Annotated in this window: 21 protein-coding genes; 9 read left to right on the forward strand and 12 right to left on the reverse strand. The window is 62.7% G+C overall.

From position 1 onward, the window contains the following. Positions 1-3: 3 nt before the first annotated feature. From BT116_RS15470 to pssA, 8 genes are all read right to left on the reverse strand, one after another. Positions 4-765 (reverse strand): SDR family NAD(P)-dependent oxidoreductase, encoded by a 762-nt coding sequence (locus BT116_RS15470; protein WP_072345314.1) that lies wholly within the window; start codon positions 763-765, stop codon positions 4-6. Positions 766-781: 16 nt separating this feature from the next. After that, the gene (locus BT116_RS15475; RefSeq protein ID WP_072345339.1) at positions 782-2,446 is read right to left on the reverse strand and encodes an AMP-binding protein; all 1,665 of its coding nucleotides are present in this window, start codon (positions 2,444-2,446) and stop codon (positions 782-784) included. A 304-nt stretch (positions 2,447-2,750) separates the two neighbouring features. Beyond that, positions 2,751-4,208, reverse strand: coding sequence for an ArnT family glycosyltransferase (locus tag BT116_RS15480; RefSeq protein ID WP_072345341.1), 1,458 nt, complete (start codon positions 4,206-4,208; stop codon positions 2,751-2,753). A 67-nt stretch (positions 4,209-4,275) separates the two neighbouring features. Next, positions 4,276-4,569, reverse strand: a complete 294-nt coding sequence (locus BT116_RS15485; protein WP_063321222.1) for a lipid-A-disaccharide synthase N-terminal domain-containing protein — start codon at positions 4,567-4,569, stop codon at positions 4,276-4,278. 1 nt (position 4,570) lies between these two features. Next, positions 4,571-5,314, reverse strand: coding sequence for a glycosyltransferase (locus BT116_RS15490; protein WP_072345315.1), 744 nt, complete (start codon positions 5,312-5,314; stop codon positions 4,571-4,573). Between the two features lie 32 nt (positions 5,315-5,346). Continuing rightward, positions 5,347-6,318, reverse strand: coding sequence for an NAD-dependent epimerase (locus BT116_RS15495; RefSeq protein WP_072345343.1), 972 nt, complete (start codon positions 6,316-6,318; stop codon positions 5,347-5,349). A gap of 154 nt (positions 6,319-6,472) precedes the next feature. Continuing rightward, positions 6,473-7,489, reverse strand: a complete 1,017-nt coding sequence (locus BT116_RS15500; RefSeq protein ID WP_072345346.1) for an AraC family transcriptional regulator — start codon at positions 7,487-7,489, stop codon at positions 6,473-6,475. An 11-nt stretch (positions 7,490-7,500) separates the two neighbouring features. Continuing rightward, complete coding sequence (pssA, locus tag BT116_RS15505; protein ID WP_072345317.1) at positions 7,501-8,844, reverse strand: CDP-diacylglycerol--serine O-phosphatidyltransferase; 1,344 nt, start codon at positions 8,842-8,844, stop codon at positions 7,501-7,503. A 121-nt stretch (positions 8,845-8,965) separates the two neighbouring features. Here pssA and BT116_RS15510 point away from each other — a divergent pair, with 121 nt between their 5' ends. The 4 genes from BT116_RS15510 to BT116_RS15520 all read left to right on the forward strand — a co-directional run bounded on the left by BT116_RS15510 (position 8,966) and on the right by BT116_RS15520 (position 11,043). After that, on the forward strand, positions 8,966-9,529 hold the full coding sequence (locus tag BT116_RS15510; protein ID WP_072345318.1) for a TetR/AcrR family transcriptional regulator: 564 nt from the start codon (positions 8,966-8,968) through the stop codon (positions 9,527-9,529). Between the two features lie 45 nt (positions 9,530-9,574). After that, the gene (locus BT116_RS15515; RefSeq protein WP_046062452.1) at positions 9,575-10,054 is read left to right on the forward strand and encodes a nuclear transport factor 2 family protein; all 480 of its coding nucleotides are present in this window, start codon (positions 9,575-9,577) and stop codon (positions 10,052-10,054) included. Positions 10,055-10,237: 183 nt separating this feature from the next. Then, entirely contained in the window at positions 10,238-10,405 is a 168-nt protein-coding gene (locus BT116_RS31055; RefSeq protein ID WP_170845947.1) for a hypothetical protein, read from the forward strand. A 236-nt stretch (positions 10,406-10,641) separates the two neighbouring features. Further along, positions 10,642-11,043 carry a hypothetical protein gene (locus tag BT116_RS15520; RefSeq protein ID WP_083569150.1) on the forward strand — a complete coding sequence of 134 codons (402 nt, stop codon included), beginning with the start codon at positions 10,642-10,644 and terminating at the stop codon, positions 11,041-11,043. 36 nt (positions 11,044-11,079) lie between these two features. On the opposite strand, the gene BT116_RS15525 is transcribed toward BT116_RS15520, so the two are convergent. The 4 genes from BT116_RS15525 to BT116_RS15540 all read right to left on the reverse strand — a co-directional run bounded on the left by BT116_RS15525 (position 11,080) and on the right by BT116_RS15540 (position 15,682). After that, complete coding sequence (locus BT116_RS15525; protein ID WP_072345320.1) at positions 11,080-13,503, reverse strand: TonB-dependent receptor; 2,424 nt, start codon at positions 13,501-13,503, stop codon at positions 11,080-11,082. Positions 13,504-13,570: 67 nt separating this feature from the next. Next, positions 13,571-14,515 carry a FecR domain-containing protein gene (locus BT116_RS15530; RefSeq protein WP_072345322.1) on the reverse strand — a complete coding sequence of 315 codons (945 nt, stop codon included), beginning with the start codon at positions 14,513-14,515 and terminating at the stop codon, positions 13,571-13,573. Next, positions 14,515-15,024: a sigma-70 family RNA polymerase sigma factor gene (locus tag BT116_RS15535; protein WP_072345324.1), complete on the reverse strand. Its 510-nt coding sequence runs from the start codon at positions 15,022-15,024 to the stop codon at positions 14,515-14,517. Before BT116_RS15535 ends, BT116_RS15530 begins: the two co-directional genes overlap by 1 nt. A 136-nt stretch (positions 15,025-15,160) precedes the next feature. Further along, positions 15,161-15,682, reverse strand: coding sequence for an SgcJ/EcaC family oxidoreductase (locus BT116_RS15540; protein ID WP_072345326.1), 522 nt, complete (start codon positions 15,680-15,682; stop codon positions 15,161-15,163). Positions 15,683-15,855: 173 nt separating this feature from the next. Between BT116_RS15540 and BT116_RS15545 the strand changes: the two genes are divergently transcribed. Genes BT116_RS15545 through BT116_RS15565 form a run of 5 tightly spaced genes read left to right on the forward strand, consistent with a single transcriptional unit; the run spans position 15,856 to position 21,407 of the window. Beyond that, entirely contained in the window at positions 15,856-17,040 is a 1,185-nt protein-coding gene (locus tag BT116_RS15545; RefSeq protein ID WP_072345328.1) for a sensor histidine kinase, read from the forward strand. Next, on the forward strand, positions 17,037-17,705 hold the full coding sequence (locus BT116_RS15550) for a response regulator (protein ID WP_063321213.1): 669 nt from the start codon (positions 17,037-17,039) through the stop codon (positions 17,703-17,705). The genes BT116_RS15545 and BT116_RS15550 overlap by 4 nt, the downstream gene beginning before the upstream one ends. Continuing rightward, positions 17,702-20,014, forward strand: coding sequence for an ATP-binding protein (locus BT116_RS15555; RefSeq protein WP_072345348.1), 2,313 nt, complete (start codon positions 17,702-17,704; stop codon positions 20,012-20,014). Before BT116_RS15550 ends, BT116_RS15555 begins: the two co-directional genes overlap by 4 nt. Beyond that, complete coding sequence (locus BT116_RS15560; protein WP_018610463.1) at positions 20,011-20,478, forward strand: response regulator; 468 nt, start codon at positions 20,011-20,013, stop codon at positions 20,476-20,478. Before BT116_RS15555 ends, BT116_RS15560 begins: the two co-directional genes overlap by 4 nt. Positions 20,479-20,510: 32 nt before the next feature. Further along, on the forward strand, positions 20,511-21,407 hold the full coding sequence (locus BT116_RS15565) for an AraC family transcriptional regulator (RefSeq protein WP_072345329.1): 897 nt from the start codon (positions 20,511-20,513) through the stop codon (positions 21,405-21,407). Positions 21,408-21,547 lie beyond the last annotated feature (140 nt).

Genomic DNA, 21,547 nt, shown 5'->3' on the forward strand with positions numbered 1-21,547 from the left:
TACTTATTTGGCTGCCATGCGCAAGGCGCCGTCGAGACGGATCACCTCGCCGTTGAGCATGCTGTTCTCAATGATATGCCTGGCCAGCGCCGCGTACTCGGACGGTTTCCCAAGGCGTGGCGGAAACGGCACGCCGGCGGCCAGGGAATCCCGCACCTCGGGGGTCATGCCGGCCATCATCGGGGTTTCGAAAATCCCCGGGGCAATGGTCATCACCCGGATACCGAAGCGCGCCAGCTCACGGGCGGCCGGCAACGTCAGACTGGCGATGGCGCCTTTGGAGGCCGCGTAGGCGGCCTGGCCGATCTGGCCGTCGAAGGCCGCGACCGAAGCGGTGTTGATGATCACGCCACGTTCGCCATCGGCGTCTGCCTCGGTTTCGGCAATGGCCGCAGCCGCCAGGCGCAGCAAGTTGAAACTGCCGATCAGGTTGACGTTGATCACCTGGCTGAAGCTGTCCAGCCCATGGGGGCCGTTCTTGCCGAGGATCTTCTCGCCGCGCACGATACCGGCGCAGTTCACCAGGCCATTGAGACCACCGAACGCATCGACCGTGGCCCGGACCGCCGCTTCAGCCGCTGTTTCGTTGCTGATATCGGCCACCACGCTCTGGCAGCCCAGTTTTTGCGCCTGGGCGGCCACGGCGTCGGCGTTGAGGTCCACCAGCATCACCTGGGCGCCGGCCTTGACCAGCATCTCGCCGGTGGCCGCACCGAGGCCGGACGCGCCGCCGCTGACGAGGAAAATCTTGTTGTCGATCTGCATCATGGTGTCCTTGGGTTCAAGCTGAAACGTTCTGCGCCGCGGCCTCTTGAGCCTTGGCGATTTCCTGGTTGCGCAAGATAAAGCGCTGCAACTTGCCGCTTGGGGTTTTCGGCAAGTCGCTGACAAATTCGATTTCACGGGGATACGCATGGGCCGCCAGGCGCTTGCGCACATGCAGGCGCAATTCCTCAGCCAGCTCCGATGAGGCGCGATATTGGGTGCTGAGCACCACGAAGGCCTTCACCAGCTCGGTGCGTTCCGGATCGGGCTTGCCGATCACCGCCGCTTCCACCACGGCCGGGTGTTCGATCAGCGCGCTTTCCACGTCGAACGGACCGACCCGGTAGCCGGAGGTGGTGATCACGTCGTCGCTGCGGCCGACGAAGCTGATGCTGCCGTCGGGGTTAAGCTCCACGGTGTCGCCGCTCAAGTAGTAGTCGCCAACGAAGGCCTTGGTCGGCGCGCCTTCGTAACCGGCGAACCAGCACATGGGCGACTGGCTGCGGTCCAGCGCGAGAATGCCCGGCTGGCCCACGCCCAGCTCGCGCTGGTTTTCATCCAGCACCACGATCCGATGGCCCGGCGAGGCAAAACCGGCCGCCCCCAGATGTACCGGATGTTCCAGCCCATGGTGGTTGCACAGCACCATGCCCAGTTCGGTCTGGCCGTAATGGTCGTGGATCACCACGTCCAGATTATCGGCGAACCAACGGATCACCTCCGGGTTCAACGGCTCACCAGCGCTGCTGACGATGCGCAGCTTGCCCTTGATCGAGCGGGCGAACTGCTCGCCCCCGGCGATCAACAGACGGTAGGCGGTGGGCGAACCGGTCAGGTTGGTGATGCCGTATTTGTTGATGACCCGGCAGGTGCTTTCCAGGGTGAACGGGCCATCGTAGAAAGTAATCGGATGTCCCATGGCCAGCGGCCCGGTCACACCGAAATAAATGCCGTAGGCCCAACCGGGGTCGGCGACGTTCCAGAAGGCGTCTTCAGGTCGCAGGTCCACCGCGTCACGGGTGTAGCTCTGGAACGCCACGATGGCCTTGAGTGGCACCGACAGCGCCTTGGCAGGCCCTGTGGTGCCGGAGGTGAACATCAGCAGGAACGGGTCTTCGCCGGTGAGCATCAGCGGTTCGCACTGGCTGGAATGGTTCGCCACTTCGGCCCAGAAACTGTAGTCGCCGCGCACGATGCCCTGGCCCTTTTCACCACCGACCGTGACGATGGTGGGGCAACCGGTGATTTCATTGAGCTTGGGACGGTTGACGGCGTCGGTAACGACGATCCGTGCGCCCGAGCTGCCGACGCGGTGCTCGATGGCCTTTGGCCCGAATGCGGTGAACAGCGGTTGATACACCGCTCCGATACGCCAGGTGGCGAGTACAACGATCAAGAGTTCAGCGGTGCGCGGCAGCAGGCCGGCCACTTTGTCGCCCTTGCCGACGCCTTGGGCGCGCAGGAAATTGGCGAACCGCGCGGCGTTGTCCTGCAGGTCACGGTAAGTCCAAGTCGCATCGCTGCCGTCACGGCCCTCCCAGAACAAGGCGATACGACCCGGCAACGCATGCCGGTCGCAACATTCGACACAGGCATTGAGCACCTCGAGCGAGCCGTGCAGCGCGGCGTTGACGGTTTGCAGGTAATCGAATTGCGAAGTGGCGGACGAATAATCGCGCATGACCAGCATCCCTCTGTGGTTTTTATTGGTTGGGGGAACCGTGGATAGCAGGCAAATACTCGCGCCGAAGGGCTGTGGCGGCAATGGTCAAAGCTTTCAAGTTGCTTGACTGGTTTGGCCATGGTCTGAGGGATGTGTTGCCTGTCGAGCCCCCCCTGTGGCGAGGGAGCTTGCTCCCGCTGGGCTGCGCAGCCGCCCCAAAGCAGTCAACTCAATCAGCCTGACACACCCGGTTGTCCGGCTCTGGGGCCGCTTCGCGTCCCAGCGGGAGCAAGCTCCCTCGCCACAGGGCAGTTTTCAGCCACTACAAAGGATGCGCCCACGTGAATGAGTAAACCTTTTCCGGCGCCGGGGACTGGCAGCGCTGGTTGTCCGCATCAGCTCCTACCAGGAACCACTCGGCCCTTGAGGTATCGCCGACCCGGCGAGCCTTTTGCGGGTCGTAACAGCGGGCCAGGTCCCTGGCGGGGACCAGGGCGAAGGCCCGGGGGTGGCTGCGCAGCCAGGTGGCGGATTGTTCCAGGGCGTTGCCTTTATAAAAGCCGAAATGCACGATGGATTGCCGGGCGAACAGCCAATGGCCCTCACGCCAACCCACGAGTACCAACTCGGCATTTGAAGTCATCCCCGCGACATCGCGCATCAAGGTCTGGTGGGGGTTGATGCCTTCCTTGTGGGGCTCGACGAAGCCGCGTACAAGCCAGGCACACAACCACAGCGCAGCCAATACGTTGAAAACCATCCCGCCCCTCGGTCGCGCGCCAAACCAGCGGCGCAGCATCCACGGCACAAGCGGCGCTACCACCAGAATCAACGCGGGTAACACGGGAAAGATATACAGCTTGCGCTTGCCGCTGCTCAGGCTAAAGAACACCAACACCAGCAGTACCCAACCGAGCAGCACCAACACCCGACCGTCGTGCTTGAGCAGTTGCTTACGCCAGGCCGGCACCAGCCAGGGGAGCATGAACACAATCGGCAGCCAGTACTTCGGAATCACCTGGACGAAGAAATACCAGAATGGCTCGCGGTGCTCCCATGCGTTGGCATAACGCCCGGCAGTCTGCTTGAACAGGATTTCCTGGGCGTATGCCAGGCTGTCGGCACTGCCCTGGGAGACAATCATCAGCAAAGGCCCCAGCCATAACGCGATGGCAACCAATGCTACGAGCAGCCCCAGCCACCAGCGTCCCGCCTGGCCAGGCATGGCCACCACCCCCTTCCAACCTTTGCGCAGTGCATAGGCGTAGGGAATCAGCAACAGCACCGGCAGAAAACCAACGCCTTTGCTGATGATCCCCAACCCCATCGCCGCACACGCCACGTAGTACCAACGCCAGGCCGGGCCAAGCAGCATGTGCCGGCACAAGCCATAGATCCCCAGGATGGTCCAGAGCGCAAGGAAACCATCGATCTGCCCGGTGCGCAGGATGCTGTAGGTCTGGTAGGTCGCAAGAAACAAGAGCGCCGCGATCACCCCGACGCGCCGCCCCCACAAGCGTCGGCCCAGGTCATACAGGCACGCGGTGGTAACGGCGCCCGCCAGCAGCGCGGGCAAGTACAGGGCAACTTTGGGCAGGTGGGTCAGTTGCACGAACAGCGCCACCGTCCACATGAACAGCGGCGGTTTGTCGGCATAGATTTCACCGGCGCGATGGGGAATGAACCAGGAGCCGTTCTGCAGCATCTCCAGGGCAACGCCAAGGAAGCGCTCCTCATCGACGTTCATCGGTTGGCGCCAGCCAAGGCCAGCGCCCACCATGATCAAGGCCAATACCACAAACGCCAGGAGCTCGAGCCGCGAGGAAGATAATCGTATCCGCACCGTCTCAGCCCTTCTTGGCCAGTTCGGGGTTTTCCTGCTCATGATGCTTGGCGATCAACTGCAAATTGCGCAGGTAAACGATAAAGCCGAAGGACTGGCCGACAATGAACACCGGGTCTTCACGGTAGATGGCATAGGCCAGCAACAGCGCGCTCCCGACGATGCTCAGGTACCAGAAGCCAACGGGAATCATGCTGCGCTTCTTGTATTCGCTGTACAGCCATTGCAGGGCAAAACGCCCGGTGAATGCCAATTGACCACCGAAGCCAACGGCCAACCACAACGATTCTCTGCCCATTTCACACCTCGGTTTCTTGTGCGTTGACGTCCAGGCGGGTGCGTTTGATCAGCCACCACACCCCGAACAGATCGACAATGCCCACCAGCGCCCGGTCCAGGTTGCCGTAATTGGACACCCCGGCCCCGCGCTCACGGTGATTGACCGGATGAACCAGCATCCGGCCGTTGTGACGGCGGATCAGCGCCGGAATGAAACGGTGCATGTGATCGAAATACGGCAGGCGCAGAAATGCCTCGCGCTCGATCAACTTGATGCCGCAACCGGTATCGGGCGTCTGGTCCTTGAGCAGGCTGGCGCGCAATTTGTTGGCAAATCGCGAGGCCCAACGCTTGCTCGCCGTGTCCCGGCGGTTGACGCGATGCCCTGCCACCAGCTTGACGCCCGCGGGGGTGCCTTCGGAGCCGCGTACCAGGTCGAGCATTTTCGGCAGATCGGCCGGGTCGTTCTGACCGTCGCCGTCCAGGGTTGCCAACCAATGCCCGCGTGCCACTTCAGCGGCGTGGTAGATCGAGGTGCTCTGCCCGAGGGAACGGGTGTGGCTGAGCACCCGCAATTGCGGGTAGCCGCGACCTTGTAAGGTGCTTAACTCAGCGGCGGTGGCGTCGGTGCTCCCATCGTCCACCACGATGACCTCAAAGTTCTCATTGGCCAACGCCGTGCGCACTTCTTCAAGAAGTGGAATGAGATTACCTGCCTCGTTTTTGGCCGGAATCAGGACCGATACATAAGGGGGTTCGTGCATGATGCTCCAGAAAAAAGCTGGGAAATGAGTGGTTAGACGACGTAATAGTCGCGGTACCAATCGACAAACGACTGCACACCGACGGGCACCGCGACCTGTGGGCGAAACCCCACCCGCGCCTCCAGTTCACGAGTGTCCGCCCACGTGTCGACCACGTCGCCCGATTGCAGCGGCAAGAAATTCTTTATCGCGCGGATGCCCAGCGCTTCTTCAATGCACTCGATAAACCGCAAAAGCTTCACCGGTGAGCCGAAGCCGATGTTGTAGACCTTGTTGCGCACGCCGGTCTCATCGGTCGGGGGCAGCGGTATCAGGCGCACGAGGCCCTCGACGATGTCGTCGATATAGGTGAAATCGCGAGACATCGCGCCGTCGTTGTAAACGTCGATGGCGCGACCGTTGAGGATGGCATCGGTGAATTTGAATGGCGCCATGTCGGGCCGTCCCCAAGGCCCATACACGGTAAAAAACCGCAAGCCGGTGGTGGGAATGCCATAGAGATGCGAGTAGGCGTGAGCCATCAGCTCATTGGCGCGCTTGGTCGCGGCATAGAAAGACACCGGCTGATCGACAGGGTCGGTCGTGGCGTACGGCAGGCGGTCGTTCAAGCCATACACCGAACTGCTCGAGGCGAAAATCAGGTGCGCTGGCCGATGGGCACGACAGGCTTCCAATATGTTGAGGAAACCTACCAGGTTGCTTTGCGCATAAACGTCCGGATTGTCGATGGAATAGCGCACGCCGGCTTGGGCCGCGAGATGGACGACTTGGTCGAAGGCCTGTTCGGCAAACAACTCCAGCAGTGCCTGTTTGTCTGCCACATCCAGCAACTGAAAGCGGAAATCGCGACATCCGGCCAACTGAGCCAGTCGTGCCTGTTTCAGCTCGACGCTGTAGTAACTGTTGAGGTTGTCGATGCCAATGACCTGATGGCCATCACTGCACAGCCGCTTGGCGGTATGAAATCCGATGAACCCTGCGACGCCGGTGACCAGTACTCTCATACGCGGCCCAAAACGGTCGTTTGCATACATTACCCTGATGGATGGCCCGGCTTTTCCGGGGGCCTGCACAGGCTTGTATCAGAAATAAATGACGGTTTTATGAGCGTAGCGAAAAACCCTGTGGGAGGCACAAGATTGGAGGCCACCCGATGGGTCAATCTGGGTCGTTGAGAATCAGGCTGCGATAATGCCCCGGGTTGGACCCGGACCATTTGCGAAACGCCTTGTAGAAGGAGCTGGCATCGGCAAACCCCAGGCGCGAGGCGATTTCGACGAAACTGATGGAGGGCTCGGCCAGCCAGGTGATCGCCAGGTCCTTGCGCACGCTGTCCTTGAGGCCTTGGTAAGTCTGGCCCTCCTCCGCCAGGCGTCGACGCAGGGTGGACGCGGACACGCACAGTTGCTGGGCCAGCGCCTCGGTTTCCGGCCATTGTTCGGCAGGCAACTGCCGCAGGTCGTGCCGGATACGGCTGGCCAGGCTTTGCGGATCGCGGTATTTAACCAGGATGTTGGCCGGGGCTTGGGCCAGGAAGCGCTTGAGCTCATCAGCATTGCGTCTGATCGGCAGGTCGAGGCATTCGGCGGCGAAAATCATCCGGGTGCGAGGCCGGTCAAAACGCAGGTTCTGGGAAAACATCACCCGATAGTCGTCGCAGAAATCCGGCGCCGGGCAACGCAGTTCGACGGAAAGAATGGGAATACGCCGCCCGGCCAGCCAGCAGGCTACGCCATGGACGATCATCCAGTAGGTGAAATAGGTAAAGGCCCGACGCGGTTCCTGATCGTCTTCCAGCAGCACGATCTCCGCCAGGCTTTGCTGGCGCACCCATTGGGCCGGCAGGTGTTCGAACATCAGCGACAGAAAACCCAGCGCCGCCGTCAAGGCGCTCGCCAGCGTGGGCTGGGCCATGGCGCACTGGCAGAGAAACGCCAGGCTGCCGGACTTGAGCTTGCGCGGGTCCATGCCAAAAAACTCGTCATCCAGGCGCCGGGCGAGCAAGCGCCAGAGCCGCGCATAGGCATGGGCCGGGACCCGCGCCTGGGCGTCGTCGAGCAATGTGGGATCGATGCCCACCTTGCTCAATACCTCATCGGTAGCCGCTCCGGGAGCGCAGCTTTGCAGCAGCGCCTCACGCACCAACTGAATGGAGATGGTGTCTTTTTTCGACATGGCGCCGGTGTTCACAGGATCCGGTAAAGCAGCCGTTCTATCCGCACCCGGCTGACCCGTTTCAGGAACCTGGCCACGGCGTCGGGGTAATCCGGCAGGGTTTCCAGGTCCAGGTAGCGTTCGATCCGGCGCGTGTGGCGGTAGATCTGTTCAAGCTCGGCCTGGCGCGGCGCCAGCAACTCGCCCTTGGGGTCGTCCAGCAACAGCGCATTTTCCAGGTCCAGGCGAAAGGCCCTTGGATTGAGGTTGTTGCCGGTCAGCAAGGTGTAGCGCTCGTCGATCCACATGCCCTTGAGGTGATAGGTGTTGTCCCCATCACGCCATAGGTGCAGGTTCAATTGGCCGCTGTCGATAGCGCGCTGATGGCGTTTGGCGAAGCGCCGCAAGCTGATTTCGTAGAGGTATGGCAGCGCCGCGATGATCTTGAACGGCTCGCTTGGCGCAATGTAGAAGTCGTTGGCGGTCTTGTCGCCGACGATGATGTCGATCTTGACCCCACGGGCCAGGGCGCGATTGAGCTCCCGGGTCACCGCCAGGGGCAGGTTGAAATACGGTGTGCAAATGGTCAGTTGCTGGCGACTGCTGGCGATCAGCTCACCGATCACCCGGCTCAGCGGATTGTTCTTGCCCACCCCCAGCAACGGGCTTACCGACAGGCCACTCTTATCGAGGCTGCCCACGCTGGTGTCATAGGTCGCGTACTTGAGGCGACTGCGCAGGTCGCCGATGTCCTTGCGCAAACTGCGGGTGCTGGGCAGGTTCGGCAGGTCCAGGCGGTGCACGGCCCTGGAGGTGATCAGGCCGTGCTGCACCAGGTGATGCATCGAATCGGCCAGTGCCGTGTTCTGCAACAGGTGATAGCGGTCGTAGCGGTATTTGTCGAACTTGTGCAGGTAGACGTTATTCAGGCTGGCGCCGCTGTAGAGCACACAGTCGTCAATCACGAAGCCTTTCAAGTGCAGCACGCCGAACAGCTCGCGGGTCTGTACCGGCACGCCGTAGATCGGCACTTCGCTGGCATGGGTGCGAGTCTGTTCCTGATACCACGCCGAGTTGCCCGGCTGCTTCTTGGCGCCGATCAGCCCGCGCTGGGCCCGCAGCCAGTCCACCACCACGACCACATCCAGTTCCGGACGCGCGGCCTTGGCGGCATGCAGGGCATCGAGGATTTCCTGGCCGGCCTCGTCCTGTTGCAGGTACAGCGCGACGATGTAGATGCGCTGGGTGGCCTGGGCGATTTTCTCCAGCAGACAACGGCGGAATTGGGCAGCGCCATCGAGGATGGTCACCGCGTCGGCGGTCAGTGCAAAGCTGCGCAGCTTGGGCAGCAGGGAGCGTTTGAAAAGCGACGGCATAGGGCTCGCAAAAGGTCGATTCCGAAGAACGGATGAGCTTACACCATGGATGGGTTTGGGTCTTCCTGTCCTCAAGAAAAAAAGACTTGACCAAGGAGAACGATCATTCTACTTTTGTTTCATGAACGAAATCACTGGTAATGAAACACGAGACATCATTCTCGATGTCGCCGAAAAGTTGATCTATAAAAGTGGCATCGCCGCCACCGGCATGGACCTTCTGGTGAAGACCGCCGGCGTCTCCAGGAAAAGTGTCTATCGCTACTTCGCCAACAAGGACGACCTGATCGTGGCCGCCCTCAGGCGGCGGGACGAGCGCTGGATGCACTGGTTCAGCACCGAAGTGGACAAGGCGCCCACACCGACTGCACGGCTGCTCAACCTGTTCACCGTGCTCAAGGGCTGGTTCGACAGCGAAGGTTTCCGCGGCTGTGCATTCATCAACACCAGTGGCGAGACAGGCGATCCACAGGATCCGGTCCGCCAGGTGGCGAAGATGCACAAACAGAAGTTGCTCGATTACGTCACCCGGCTGTGCGTCGAACAAGGTGTCCAGGACCCGGACGCACTGGCCCGCCAACTCCTGATTCTGATTGACGGCGCCATTACCGTGGCGCTGGTCATGGGCGACCACAGCGCGGCTGACGACGCCCAGGACTTGCTGGAAAAACTGTTACACGCCTGACCCGTTGAACCCTTGTGCAATTTGTCAATTCACTGGAGATCCGCCATGTCTGCCTCTTCCGAAGTTCGCCCGCCGTTGCCGCCGTTCACTCGTGAATCGGCGATCGAGAAAGTTCGCCTGGCCGAAGACGGCTGGAACTCTCGTGACCCACAAAAAGTATCCCTGGCCTACACGCTGGATACTCAATGGCGTAACCGCGCCGAATTCGCCCATAACCGCGAGGAAGCCAAGGCGTTCCTGACCCGCAAATGGGCCAAGGAACTGGATTATCGGCTGATCAAGGAGCTCTGGGCCTTCACCGATAACCGCATCGCCGTGCGCTATGCCTACGAATGGCACGACGACTCGGGCAACTGGTTCCGCTCCTACGGCAACGAAAACTGGGAGTTCGACGAGCAAGGCCTGATGTACAACCGTTATGCCTGCATCAACGACATGCCGATCAAGGAAAGCGAGCGCAAGTTCCGCTGGCCGCTGGGCCGCCGGCCGGACGATCATCCGGGGTTGTCTGAGTTGGGGTTGTAACGCTCTTGACTGACCTGCCGCCCTAGCGAGCAAGCTCGCGATGGCGGCCTGACTGAGTACATATCCATTTCTGCGGTAAAGGCTGCTGGCGGTTCCGCCCTGACGGCGGGTCACTTTTGGAAAAGCGCCAAAAGTAACCAAAAGCGCATTGCCCCACCACTCGGTGCCTCGCCTAGGCTCGGCATGCCCTCACTCCGGCATTGCTCCGTGGGCCGCCGCGAAGGGCCGTCCATGGCCCAGCGCGGCTACCTCGGCATCCATGCCGAGGTGCCCACGGATCAATGCCTGCGTTCGGCCAGCGTGGTTAACGGGGCGCCCGAGATCAACGTCCACGCCGAGGCGGCCTTATAGCCGACCTGGCTCTCGCGGTCGTGCACCCATCGGCTCTTGTGGAAGCTTGCTCGCGATGGCGGTGGCAAGTCCGACAAAGGTGCAGGCTGACTCACCGCTATCACGAGCAAGCCCCCACAGCCGCGCCAGACAAGCGGCCCCTCCAACAGGCTTGACCCACATGCCGCCAGGCATCACATTGCCTGGGCCGGCGATAAGCTCGCTGTTTCGTTGTGCAGCAGATTTTTGTGGAGCCCATGACCGCGTCGATTCCGATCCGTCCCCCCTGCCCGCCCGGCGTCTGCGATTGTGGCCGTGATGCCTTGTTGCAAGCGCCTGGCAGCGACCTGCGCATCCTTTGCCTGAATCGCCAGGAAGAAAAACGCCTGCTTGAACGTCTGGAGAACATCCAGAGCCTCGACGAACTCCAGCGCCTGCAGCAACGCCTGTACGAGAACCTGGGGATCCGCTTGAGCGTCGAGCCCGGCTATAACGAAGTGCGGACCATGCGCGGCATCGCCATCGAATTCCAGGAGCAGCCCGGCCTGTGCCGGAAGATTCGCCAGTCGATTCCCGCCGCCATTCGCCGCGGGCTGGAAAAACGCCCCGAGATTGCCTGGCGGTTGCTGGATGCCCACGATCTGTTTCGCGACATCTGAACCCAGGCGGCTCCTTCCCTGGAGCGGCACCTCGGCCTAGAAATCCACCGTTGCGGAAAGCAGGTAGGTGCGCGGGGTCGACAGCGTCAAGCCAGGCTCACTGTCATCCGACGCGCCGGCCGAACTCCAGTAGCGCTTGTCTGCCACGTTTTCGATATTGGCCCGCAGGGTGATGTGTTTTTCGTCGACCTTGAATGCATAGCGGGCGCCCACGTCGAAACGTTCCCAGGAATCGATTTTCTTGGTGTTGGACTGGTCCAGGTACTGCGAGCTGGAATAGATGCCACGGCTGGTCAGGGTCAGGCCCTGTAGCGTCGGCACGTCCCACTCGGCGCCGAGGTTGACGTTGTACTTCGGCGTGGCCGGTGCGCGGTTGCCGTCGAAAGTGCCGTTGGTGGTATGGGTCAGTTCGCTGTCGATGTACATCACGCCGCCGAGCAAACGGGTTCCCTTCAGCGGTTCGCCAAACACACTCAACTCCACGCCGGTGTTTTCTCGCTTGCCGTTCGGGCCGAAGACACGCGTCGTCGCGTCGGTCGCATAGGCCGGCTGTTTGATCCGGAACAGGGCGGCGGTGACGGCGAACGGACCGGCATCGTACTTGGCGCCCACCTCGACCTGACGGCTGATGAATGGCGGGAAAATCTCGTCCTCGTTCACCGATGTCGACGGCGCGATCTTGCCCTGGCTCAGGCCTTCCATGTAGTTGGCATACAGCGACAGCTTGTCGGTCGCCTTGAACAAGATGCCGCCCGACGGCGAAACCTTTTCCTCATCGTAGGCGGTGTCACCCTTGACGTTATTCGTCCAGTCGTCAACCTTCACCCGCTGCCAGCGGGCGCCGAGGGTCAGCAGCAAGCGATCATCGAACAGCCCCAGGGTGTCGGACAAGGCCACGCCACTGAAGCGGTTCTCGGTGTAGACCTTGTCGTCCTGTCGCGTCGGGTTGCTCGGCGTCGGGGTCTGCACCGGCTCATACAGGTTGCTGCGACCGTTGGCGTAACGGGCGCCGCCATTTTCGAAGTCCATGTAGAAATAGCTGGCCGCCAGGTTGACCTCATGGCTCACCGGACCGGTATGGAACCAGTTGCGCACCCCGGCCGTGGCCGTGCGAACATTTTCGTCGCGGGTAAAGTCTCGGGGCTGGACCGTGAAGTCACCGGCGTCGTTGGTGACCGAAACGTTGTGCCTGAGGAAGTCGTGCTCGCTTTTGCGCGCGCCGACACCGCCATACAGCATGACGGAATCGTTGACGTCGAATTCAGCGTTCACGGCGCCGAAGGTGTCCTTGGTGCGAGCCTTGCTCCAGGACTGGGCGTAGTTGTCACGTACGTCACTGGCATGAGGAACCTGTGCATTGGCACCCACCTGCACGCGTTCCTGGGGCGCGTCGGTGTTACGCTCGGTGTGGCCGATGTCAGTCGACAGTCGCAGGCGCTCACCGCGAAAATCCAGGCCCAGCACCGCCATCTCGCGGTCCACGCTCTGGTGATCCCATTCGGTGTCGCCCGCCTGCTTCACGCCATTGAAACGGATACCGAACTTGTCATCCTCACCAAAACGCCGACCGACATCCACGGCACCGCCAAGCTGGTTGTTGGAGGCATAGCTGCCGGTGAACGAGGTGATGGGCTTGTCGGTGGCACGCTTGGGCACCACGTTGATCCCGCCCCCCACGCTGCCCCGCGGCGAGATACCGTTGATGAGCTGGCTCGGGCCCTTGAGGATATCGACGCGTTCGGCCATCTCCATGTCGATGGTGTAGGTCGGCAAGATACCGTAGAGACCGTTGTACGCAACATCACTGTTGAACAGGCTGAAACCGCGAATGGTGAACTGCTCATAGCGCCCGCCCGCCGGGTTGGTGGCGCGGACCGAGGGGTCGCTGGCGATCAGGTCGCCCAAGGTGCGCGCCTGCTGGTTCTTGACCACCGCGCTGGTATAGGTGGTCATGCTGAACGGCGTTTCCATGAAGTCCCGCGAGCCCAGCAAGCCTTGCGAACCGCGACGAGCAACCTGGCCACCGGCATACGCCGGGCTGTCCGTCGACGCCGTGGCGCCGAGAATCGAGGTGGGTGGCAGTTGCAAGCTGCCGCCTTCCGGTGCCGGCGTCAGGATATAGGCCTGCTCACCCACCGCTTGCAATTGCAGGCCCGAGCCCGACAACAGCCGGGCAAACCCCTCCTCAACCCCGAATTCACCCGAAAGGCCGGCGCTGTTGCGACCACTCACCAGGGCCGGATCCACCGACAGGTTGACGCCCGCCAGCCCGGCAAACCGGGTCAACGCCGCGCCGAGGCTGCCAGCCGGCACCTGGTAGCTGCGCCGGTCGGCGTCTTCGGCCAGGCTCGATGAGATAAAGAATGGACTGGCGCTCAAACTCAGCATGAGGCTCAGGTTCAACAGCGGACGCCAGCCGGCAAAGGCCGGGCGCAAAAGCAAAGGTGCAACTGCGGACATTGGAAAGCGCTCTCATTTTTGTTCAGTTGCCTTGAATGACAAGCGAGACAAAAAAAGGGGACAGGCCTCAGGCCATATTTTTGCGAAGTGTCAACGTGACCCAGTAGCGAGTGCGCATGTGCACGTCCAGCGGTAGGCTGGCCGCAAGCAGCGTGAGGATTCGGTCGGTGTTGTCCAGGCGGAAGCTGCCTGTGATTCGCAGGGGTTCCAGGGTTTCGTCCCAACGCAACACCCCGGGGCGATAGCGGCTCAGTTCCCGCAGGAAATGCCCCAGTGGCTGGTCCTGCGCAACCAATACGCCGTCACGCCAACCCAGCTGTGCCACGTCGAACGCCTTCACTGGCCCCGCGCCCGAATCCTGGATGTTGACCTGCTGGCCTGCTTCCAGGCTCAGCAATGGCCCGCGCAAGGGTTGCAGTTGTGCCGAGCCGCTGACCACCAACACCCGGCAATCGCGTTCGCCCAGTTGCACACAGATTTCACCACGACCGACTGTGATGAGCCCGTAGGGTGATTGAACGGACAGCGGCGTGCGCCCGGCGAGCGTGAGGGCGATTTCGCCGCGCAACAGCACCAGGCGACGCGTCTTGAGGTCCAGGTCAACGGCGCTGTCGGTGTTCAGTTGCAGCGCACTGCCATCGACCAGCGACCAGCGCCGTTGCTCGCCCGTGGCGGTGTGCAAATCAGCGCGCCAGGCCTCCAATGGCAGCTCTCGCCCCAGCAACCAAGCGGTCGGGACCAATGCGGCGACGCCCAATGCGCGTTTGAGCGCCTCGCGCCGAGCCAGCACTGGGCGGTCCAGTGCTGCCATGCCCAGGGACGCGGGCACCCCGGCAAAACGCTGGCGCAATCGCTGGGCCTTCTGCCAAGCCGCCTCGTGATGAGCGCTGCTGTCGCGCCAGCGTTGCAGGGCCGCCGAGTCGAACGCATCTGCGTCGAACTCCATCAGGGTCAACCAGCGAGCCGCCGCCCGCGCCGCTTCGCGGGCTTCGGGTGAAGGGGCCGAGCGCATCAGAAGTCCACCAACAGGCAATGCTCATAGGCCTGGGCCATGTAGCGTTTCACGGTGCGTTCGGACACGTGCAGGCGTTCGGCGATCTCGCGATAACCCAGGCCTTCAAGTTGGCTCCAGAGGAAAGCCCGCCGCACCAGGGGCGGCAGGCCATCGAGCAGTTCGTCCAGGGCTTGCAGGGTTTCCAGCAGCAGCCAGCGTTGCTCTGGCGACGGTGCGCAGGCTTCGGGCAGGCTCGCCAGGGCGTCGAGATACGCCTGTTCCAGACTGCGCCGGGTGTAGAAATTGCTCAGCAGACGTTTGCCAACGGTCAGCAGATAAGCCCGGGGTTCTTGTAGGTCAGCCAATGCCTGGGAACTGGAAAGCACCCGCAGGAAGGTGTCCTGGCGCAGGTCCGCCGCATCCCAGGCATTACCCATGCGCCGTCGCAGCCAGCCTTCCAGCCAACTACCGTGGTCACGGTATAACGCATGGAGGGAATGCTCCGTCGGCGTAACTGCATCACACATGTCCAGAAGCCTGCGCAAAATCTTAAATGAGACTGATTCTAATTAATGTTCGCGCAGGAATCCAAGTTGTTTATGCAAAGTATGTCTAGAAACGGGTCGGAAACACCCCACAGGCAGGTTTTTGCGAGCAGTGCGATCAGTGGCTGGCGTGCAAGGTCTTCGCCACCTCGGGCATGGCCGATGAGTGATGGTTGATGATCTTCCACTGGCCATCGAGACGCTCATAGAGGAAGGTGTAGCGCGCCTGGACCTCGCGCTTGGAACCGTCGGCCTGGGTGAGCGTGAAGGTATAGACACCACTGTCCATCGCCGCATCGGGGCCCAGGTGGCGGATCTCCCGGTAGTTGATTTGCCCCACCGGTTTGCCGGCCAGGAAATGCTCGAAGTAATCCTGGATCTGCGCCGGTGTGTTGCGCACCTTGTTGGAAACAGTCGGTTGCAAAATCGCATCCGGGGCGTAGAGGCCGGTCACGGCGGTGGCGCTACCGGTTTGCAGCGCGGCGTTCCAGCGGTCGAACAGGGCCGCGATCTCACGGTCATTCACATTCTTGGGCAACTCGGCCACCGTGCGATACACATAAGGCGTAGCCTCAAGCGCCTGGACAAGCGGTGCGGCCAGCAGGAATAAAGCAGCAATGGCGCAGGTTTTCATTTTCATCAAAGTATTCCCTTGGGTTTCAATGGGGCCACTTTGCCGGCCTTCCCCGCCTTCGCCATCGGCCAACCGGTGCCAATCGCCTATGCCGTTCGGCAGATAGGCCCGGTGCCGGTGACACGTTCTAATGACGCCACCGCGAACCGGACCGGTCCTCTTCCACGCTGGAGTTCCCCATGCAAAGCCCACCCCATGACCCCGGCAGCGCCCTGGCCATCCGCAGCCAATATCGCCAGTCGCAAAGCCGCGCCGCACGCCTGGGGCTGCTGCTGGGCACCGGCCATGAACTGACGCAACTGCCCCTGTCGGCCATGCGCCAGCGTGCGCTGCAACGGGCGTGCGCGTTCATGGCCATGGACCATGGCCTGTTGCTGGAGTGGGCACCGGACCACCCGTTGCGCACCCTCGCCAGCCACGGCAGCGCGGAGCGACTCGAGCTGCTCGCCAACCTGGCCCGGCCACAAACGCCCGGCCCACAATGGCTGGAGTCGCCCGGCAGCGCCCTGCCCCAGGTCTTGCGGGTGCCGTTGCGGGCCTCCGACGGCATAGCGTTCGGGGCGTTGTTGCTGGGTAACAGCGTGGCCCTCGGCGCGCCGGACAACGAAGACATCGAATCGCTGCAATTGCTGGCAACGCTGTTGGCGGCGCACCTGGAGAACAGCCGTCTGCTCGAAGCACTCCAGGCCCGCGAGCGGACCATGTCCGAGTTGGTCCACCGCCTGTTCAGCGCCCAGGAAGACGAACGCAAGCGTGTGGCCTACGACCTGCACGACGGCCTGGCGCAGAACCTCGCCGGTTTGCATCAGCGCTTGCAGGGCTTCGCCGGTCGCTGCCCGTCGCTACCGCCTGCACTGGCGAACGAACTGCAAAGCATCCTCGACCTGGCCCAAGGCTGCGTTGGCGAGGGCCGGCAGTTGATCGGTGGCCTGCGCCCCCACGTACTGGATGATTTCGGCCTGTACAAAGCCGTCGACAAGGAAGCCGACCGCCTGCGTGACGCGGACCTGACGGTGACCTGGGTCGAACACAGCACCGCGCGCCTGCCGGGTAACACGGAGATCGCCCTGTTTCGCATTGCCCAGGAAGGCATCAACAACATCCTCAAGCACGCCCAGGCCAGCCACGTGTGTTTGGGGTTGGCGGTAGAAGACGGCCACGCTTGCCTGCGCGTGGAGGACGACGGCCGTGGCTTTGCCCTGGAGCAACCCATCGAAACCAACGGCAGTTGCCATCTGGGACTGGCTGCCATGCAGGAACGCGCGCACTTGCTGGACGGCCACTTGAGCTGTTGCAGCCAGCCCGGCGGCGGCACCCGACTGCTGGCCAGCGTGCCGCTACCGGCCCACGGAGAACACCCATGAACCCACCCTTGCGCCTGCTGCTGGCCGATGACCACGAAGTCACCCGCACCGGGTTTATCAGCATGCTCGCCGGCAACCCGGGATTCGAGGTCGTCGGCCAGGCCCGCGACGGCCAGGAAGCCCTCGACCTGTGCGAGCGGCTACAGCCGGACATCGCGATTCTCGACATCCGCATGCCCGTCCTCAACGGCCTGGGCGCGGCGCGGATCCTGCAACAGCGCCAGCCCGGAATCAAAGTCGTGATCTTCACCATGGATGACAGCCCAGACCACCTCGAAGCCGCCATCGGTGCGGGCGCGGTTGGCTATCTGCTCAAGGACGCCAGCCGCGATGAAGTGCTCGACGCCCTCAAACGGGTCGCCCAGGGCGAAGAGGCGTTGAACAGTTCGGTCAGCGCGCGCCTGCTGCGCCGCATGGCCGAGCGCGGTGCCAATGGCGCCACTCAAGTCCAGGCCCTGACCGCCCGGGAACGCCAGGTCCTGGGCCTGGTGGCCGGCGGTTTCAGCAACCGTGAAATCGGCGAAAAGCTGGGCATCGCGCCCGGCACGGCCAAGGCCCACGTAGAGCGAGTCATCGGCAAACTGGGCGCCGCCGACCGGACCCAGGCCGCCGTGCGCGGCGTTGCCCTGGGCCTGGTGGCGCAACCCTCCGGGCAATGGCCATGAGGTTTTTCGCCGCCCGCCGCTGGGCCGACCTGCCCTTGCGCGGCAAGGCCCTGGTGGTGATTTCCCTGCCGCTGGTGGTCCTGCTGCTGTCGCTGGTGCTGATCTATATCACCGAACGCCAGACCGCACGGGCCGAAGAGGACGTGCGCCGGGTACTGCTGGTCCAGGGAGATATCCAGACAGTCCATACCCTGTTGGCCGAGGCAGCGGCCAGCGTGCGCGGTTACCTGCTGACCCGGCGCGAAGATTTCCTGCCCAGCTACGAACAGGCCACGCCGCTGATCCACGCGGCGTTGCAGCGCCTGGACCACAACATTCGCGATGCCAGGATGCGCGAGCACCTCAAGACCATCACCCCGCTGATCGCCGACAAGCTCGACGGTCTGCTCGCGTTGCGCAACGGCAAGCGCGACGACCCCGAGGCCATCACCGCGATCCTGATCGAAAACAAACAGGTGCTGGATGTGCTGCGCGAGCAGATCAGCGCCATGCGCATCCGCGAGGACGCCCTGCTCGCCGACCGCAGCGCCGCCGCCTCGGCCACGCGCATGCGCCTGTTGTTCGCCACCCTGCTGGCGGCGGTGTGCGGGTTGCTGGGGGCGATTGTCGCGGTGTTGTTCCTGTCCAAGGGCATTGTCGCCCGCGTCCAGCAGGTGCAAGGCAACGCCCAGCGCCTGGCATTGGGCCAACCCTTGTTGCCGCAACCGCCGGAGCAGGACGAAATAGGCCAGCTCGGCACGCGCCTGGTGGAGGCCGGGCAGTTGCTCGCCGAACGCGAGCGGGCCCTGCGCGACAACGAGGAGCGCTTGCGGCTGATCATCGATGGCGTGAAGGACTATGGGATCTTCGCTCTGAATGCCCAAGGCTACGTCACCACCTGGAACGCCGGCGCGCAGCGGATCAAGGGCTACACCGAGCAGGAAATCCTCGGCCGCCATTTTTCCCTGTTCTACCTGGCCGAGGAATGCCCGGCGCACCCGGACATGGCCTTGCGCGAAGCCACCCGCGACGGTCATTACATGGAAGAAGGCTGGCGTTGCCGCAAGGACGGCAGCCGCTTCTGGGCCAGCGTGGTCATCACCGCCCAATACGATGGCACCGGCGCCTTGCGCGGTTTTTCCAAGATCACCCGCGATATCACCGACCGACGCGCCGCCGAGATCGCCCTGCGGACCGCCCGCGAAGAAGCCGAAAGCGCCAGCCGGGCCAAGAGCGAGTTTCTCTCGCGCATGAGCCATGAGCTGCGTACGCCACTGAACGCCATCCTCGGTTTTGCCCAATTGCTGGACATGGACTCCACGGCTGGCCAACGCCCCCAGGTCAGCCATATCCTGCGGGCCGGCCAGCACTTGCTGGCGCTGATCAACGAGGTGCTGGACATTGCCCGGATCGAAGCCGGGCGCCTGCCGCTGAACATCGAGCCGATCGCCTTGTCGACGGTGCTGCACGAAGCCCTGACCTTGGTTTCACCGATGGCCGCCGACGCCGGGATCCACTTGGCCGAGCTGCCGGCGCTGCCCGACGACAGCGGCGTGCTCGCGGACCGCCAGCGCCTGGTGCAGGTACTGCTCAACCTGCTGTCCAATGCCATCAAGTACAACCGGCCCGGCGGTGAGGTGCGCATCGAAGTCAGCGTCCAGGCCCATCAGGTGAGCATCGCCGTCAACGACACGGGGCATGGCATTGCCCCGGAACAGCTGGACCAACTGTTCAAGCCCTTCGAACGCCTGGGTGCCGATCCTCAGGTCGAGGGCACTGGCTTGGGGTTGTCGTTGAGCAAGAGTCTGCTGGAAATGATGCAAGGTAACCTGCAGGTCCACAGCGAGCCCGGACACGGCTGCTGTTTCACCCTGCAACTGCCCGGCACCCAGGTGGTTGGCGCGCATCTGCCACCCATCGCCGCCCTGGCGGTGACGCGTTCGCCTCTGGACTATCACGGCAAAGTCCTCTGCATCGAAGACAACCTGTCGAGCCTGGCGCTGATCGAAACCCTGATGCAACGCCGCCCGGGCATCCAGTTGTTGTCGAGCATGCAAGGCCAGATGGGCCTGGACCTCGCTCGCCAGCACAGCCCGCAACTGATCCTGCTGGACGTCAGCCTGCCTGACCTCGAAGGCCTGGAAGTCTTGCGCCGCCTGCGCCAGTCCCCGGCCACCGCCGCCACGCCCGTGCTGATGATCACCGCCGATGCCAGCGACCTGACCCACCGCGCCCTGCGTGACGCCGGCGCCACGGCGATCCTGACCAAACCTATTCATATCCAGGCCTTCCTGGGCCACCTCGAGCACTATCTACCGGAGCCCGCATGAATCGCGACTTGCGCATCCTGATCGTCGACGATCAGCGCCCCAACCTGGACCTGATGGAGCAACTGCTGGCACGCGAAGGGTTGCACAACGTGCTGAGCAGCACCGAACCTTTGCGCACGCTCGACCTGTTCAACAGCTTCGAGCCGGACCTGGTCATCCTCGACCTGCACATGCCGGCGTTCGACGGCTTTGCCGTGCTGGAGCAACTCAATCGGCGCATTCCGGCCAATGATTATCTGCCGATCCTGGTGCTGACGGCCGACGCGACCCGAGACACGCGCCTGCGGGCCCTGGCCCTCGGCGCCCGGGATTTCATCAGCAAACCCTTGGACGCGCTGGAAACCATGTTGCGCATCTGGAACCTGCTCGAAACTCGCGCGCTCTATAAGGCGTTGCGCGAGTTGATCCCGTCCCAGCAGATCGAACTGTTGCGCCAGCACCGTCCTGCTGCCGGCCCGGCTTGATCTGGCAGCCGTTCCATCGAGGCATGCGAAGCATGGAAGTCACTGAACGAACATCGGCAACCGGCCTGCAGGCACACATTCGCGGCGAGCGCCTGGCGACGTCCGACGGCGTATCGGCCAAGGAGATTCTGGTCGAGATCTTTGTCCGTGAGCGCAGCGAAGCACACATCGTCGTGCCGGCAGTGGCCGAACCGTTGCTCGTCTGGGTGCTGTCCGGGGAAGCCATCGTCGAGGAGCGCGTTGCCGACGAGGCGTGGGAAGCGAATACCGTGGGCAGCGGAGATTTTTTCCTGACCACATCCCCGGTTCCTTATGAGATGCGCTGGCAAGTGATCAGTCGCGAGCCGTTTGTGGTCATGCATCTGTACCTGGGGTTGGCATTGCTGGAACGCGCCCTTGCCGAAGCCGGCGGCAGCGGCGCGATCCAGCTGCGGGAAGTCTCTGGCGGGCGGGATGAAGCACTTTCGACCTTGCTCGAACAGATTCGGGCGGAATTGACCCGGCGCGGTGAAACCAGTGCCTTGCTGATCCAGGGCGTGGCTCAGTGCGTAGCGGTGCACCTGGCGCGGCATTATCTGGATGCCAGTGCCGACGACATGTCCGGACGTAACGCCCTGCCCGCTTTCAAGCTCAAGCGGGTGACCCAGTTGATGGAACAACACCTGGCCGACCCCTTCAGCCTCGGTGACCTGGCCCAAGCCATCGGTATGAGCGAATACCACTTCAGCCGCCTGTTCAAACGCGCCACCGGGCGATCACCTTCGCAATACTTCATCCAACTGAGAATGGCGCGGGCCCGGCAACTGCTGCTGGAAACCGAGCGCAGCGTCATCGATATCGGCTTGGAGGTCGGCTATGGCAGCGCCAGTCACTTCTCCCAGGTGTTCCGCCGCGAAGTGGGTGTGGCGCCAAGTCATTACCGCAAGTAAAACCTTGCGGCTGGCTGATCGTGGCTGATCGTTCCCACGCTCTGTGTGGGAATGCATCCCGTGACGCTCTGCGTCACACTCCAGAAGCGGAACGCGGAGCGTCCCTGGCGGCGTTCCCACGCGGAGCGTGAGGAACGATC

Source organism: Pseudomonas sp. NFACC16-2 (genome assembly GCF_900119205.1).
Classification (GTDB): domain Bacteria; phylum Pseudomonadota; class Gammaproteobacteria; order Pseudomonadales; family Pseudomonadaceae; genus Aquipseudomonas; species Aquipseudomonas fluorescens_Q.

Bases quoted from the DNA above. Each gene is read 5' to 3' on its own strand.
- BT116_RS15555 (WP_072345348.1), top strand. From the start codon at position 17,702: ATGAGGTTTTTCGCCGCCCGCCGCTGGGCCGACCTGCCCTTGCGCGGC.
- BT116_RS15510 (WP_072345318.1), top strand. From the start codon at position 8,966: ATGAACGAAATCACTGGTAATGAAACACGAGACATCATTCTCGATGTC.
- BT116_RS15475 (WP_072345339.1), bottom strand. From the start codon at position 2,446: ATGCGCGATTATTCGTCCGCCACTTCGCAATTCGATTACCTGCAAACC.
- BT116_RS15470 (WP_072345314.1), bottom strand. From the start codon at position 765: ATGCAGATCGACAACAAGATTTTCCTCGTCAGCGGCGGCGCGTCCGGC.
- BT116_RS15480 (WP_072345341.1), bottom strand. From the start codon at position 4,208: ATGGTGGGCGCTGGCCTTGGCTGGCGCCAACCGATGAACGTCGATGAG.
- BT116_RS15500 (WP_072345346.1), bottom strand. From the start codon at position 7,489: ATGTCGAAAAAAGACACCATCTCCATTCAGTTGGTGCGTGAGGCGCTG.
- BT116_RS15550 (WP_063321213.1), top strand. From the start codon at position 17,037: ATGAACCCACCCTTGCGCCTGCTGCTGGCCGATGACCACGAAGTCACC.
- BT116_RS15535 (WP_072345324.1), bottom strand. From the start codon at position 15,024: ATGTGTGATGCAGTTACGCCGACGGAGCATTCCCTCCATGCGTTATAC.
- BT116_RS15520 (WP_083569150.1), top strand. From the start codon at position 10,642: ATGACCGCGTCGATTCCGATCCGTCCCCCCTGCCCGCCCGGCGTCTGC.
- BT116_RS15490 (WP_072345315.1), bottom strand. From the start codon at position 5,314: ATGCACGAACCCCCTTATGTATCGGTCCTGATTCCGGCCAAAAACGAG.
- BT116_RS15525 (WP_072345320.1), bottom strand. From the start codon at position 13,503: ATGTCCGCAGTTGCACCTTTGCTTTTGCGCCCGGCCTTTGCCGGCTGG.
- BT116_RS15530 (WP_072345322.1), bottom strand. From the start codon at position 14,515: ATGCGCTCGGCCCCTTCACCCGAAGCCCGCGAAGCGGCGCGGGCGGCG.
- BT116_RS31055 (WP_170845947.1), top strand. From the start codon at position 10,238: ATGCCCTCACTCCGGCATTGCTCCGTGGGCCGCCGCGAAGGGCCGTCC.
- BT116_RS15565 (WP_072345329.1), top strand. From the start codon at position 20,511: ATGGAAGTCACTGAACGAACATCGGCAACCGGCCTGCAGGCACACATT.
- BT116_RS15560 (WP_018610463.1), top strand. From the start codon at position 20,011: ATGAATCGCGACTTGCGCATCCTGATCGTCGACGATCAGCGCCCCAAC.
- BT116_RS15485 (WP_063321222.1), bottom strand. From the start codon at position 4,569: ATGGGCAGAGAATCGTTGTGGTTGGCCGTTGGCTTCGGTGGTCAATTG.
- BT116_RS15545 (WP_072345328.1), top strand. From the start codon at position 15,856: ATGCAAAGCCCACCCCATGACCCCGGCAGCGCCCTGGCCATCCGCAGC.
- pssA (WP_072345317.1), bottom strand. From the start codon at position 8,844: ATGCCGTCGCTTTTCAAACGCTCCCTGCTGCCCAAGCTGCGCAGCTTT.
- BT116_RS15495 (WP_072345343.1), bottom strand. From the start codon at position 6,318: ATGAGAGTACTGGTCACCGGCGTCGCAGGGTTCATCGGATTTCATACC.
- BT116_RS15515 (WP_046062452.1), top strand. From the start codon at position 9,575: ATGTCTGCCTCTTCCGAAGTTCGCCCGCCGTTGCCGCCGTTCACTCGT.
- BT116_RS15540 (WP_072345326.1), bottom strand. From the start codon at position 15,682: ATGAAAATGAAAACCTGCGCCATTGCTGCTTTATTCCTGCTGGCCGCA.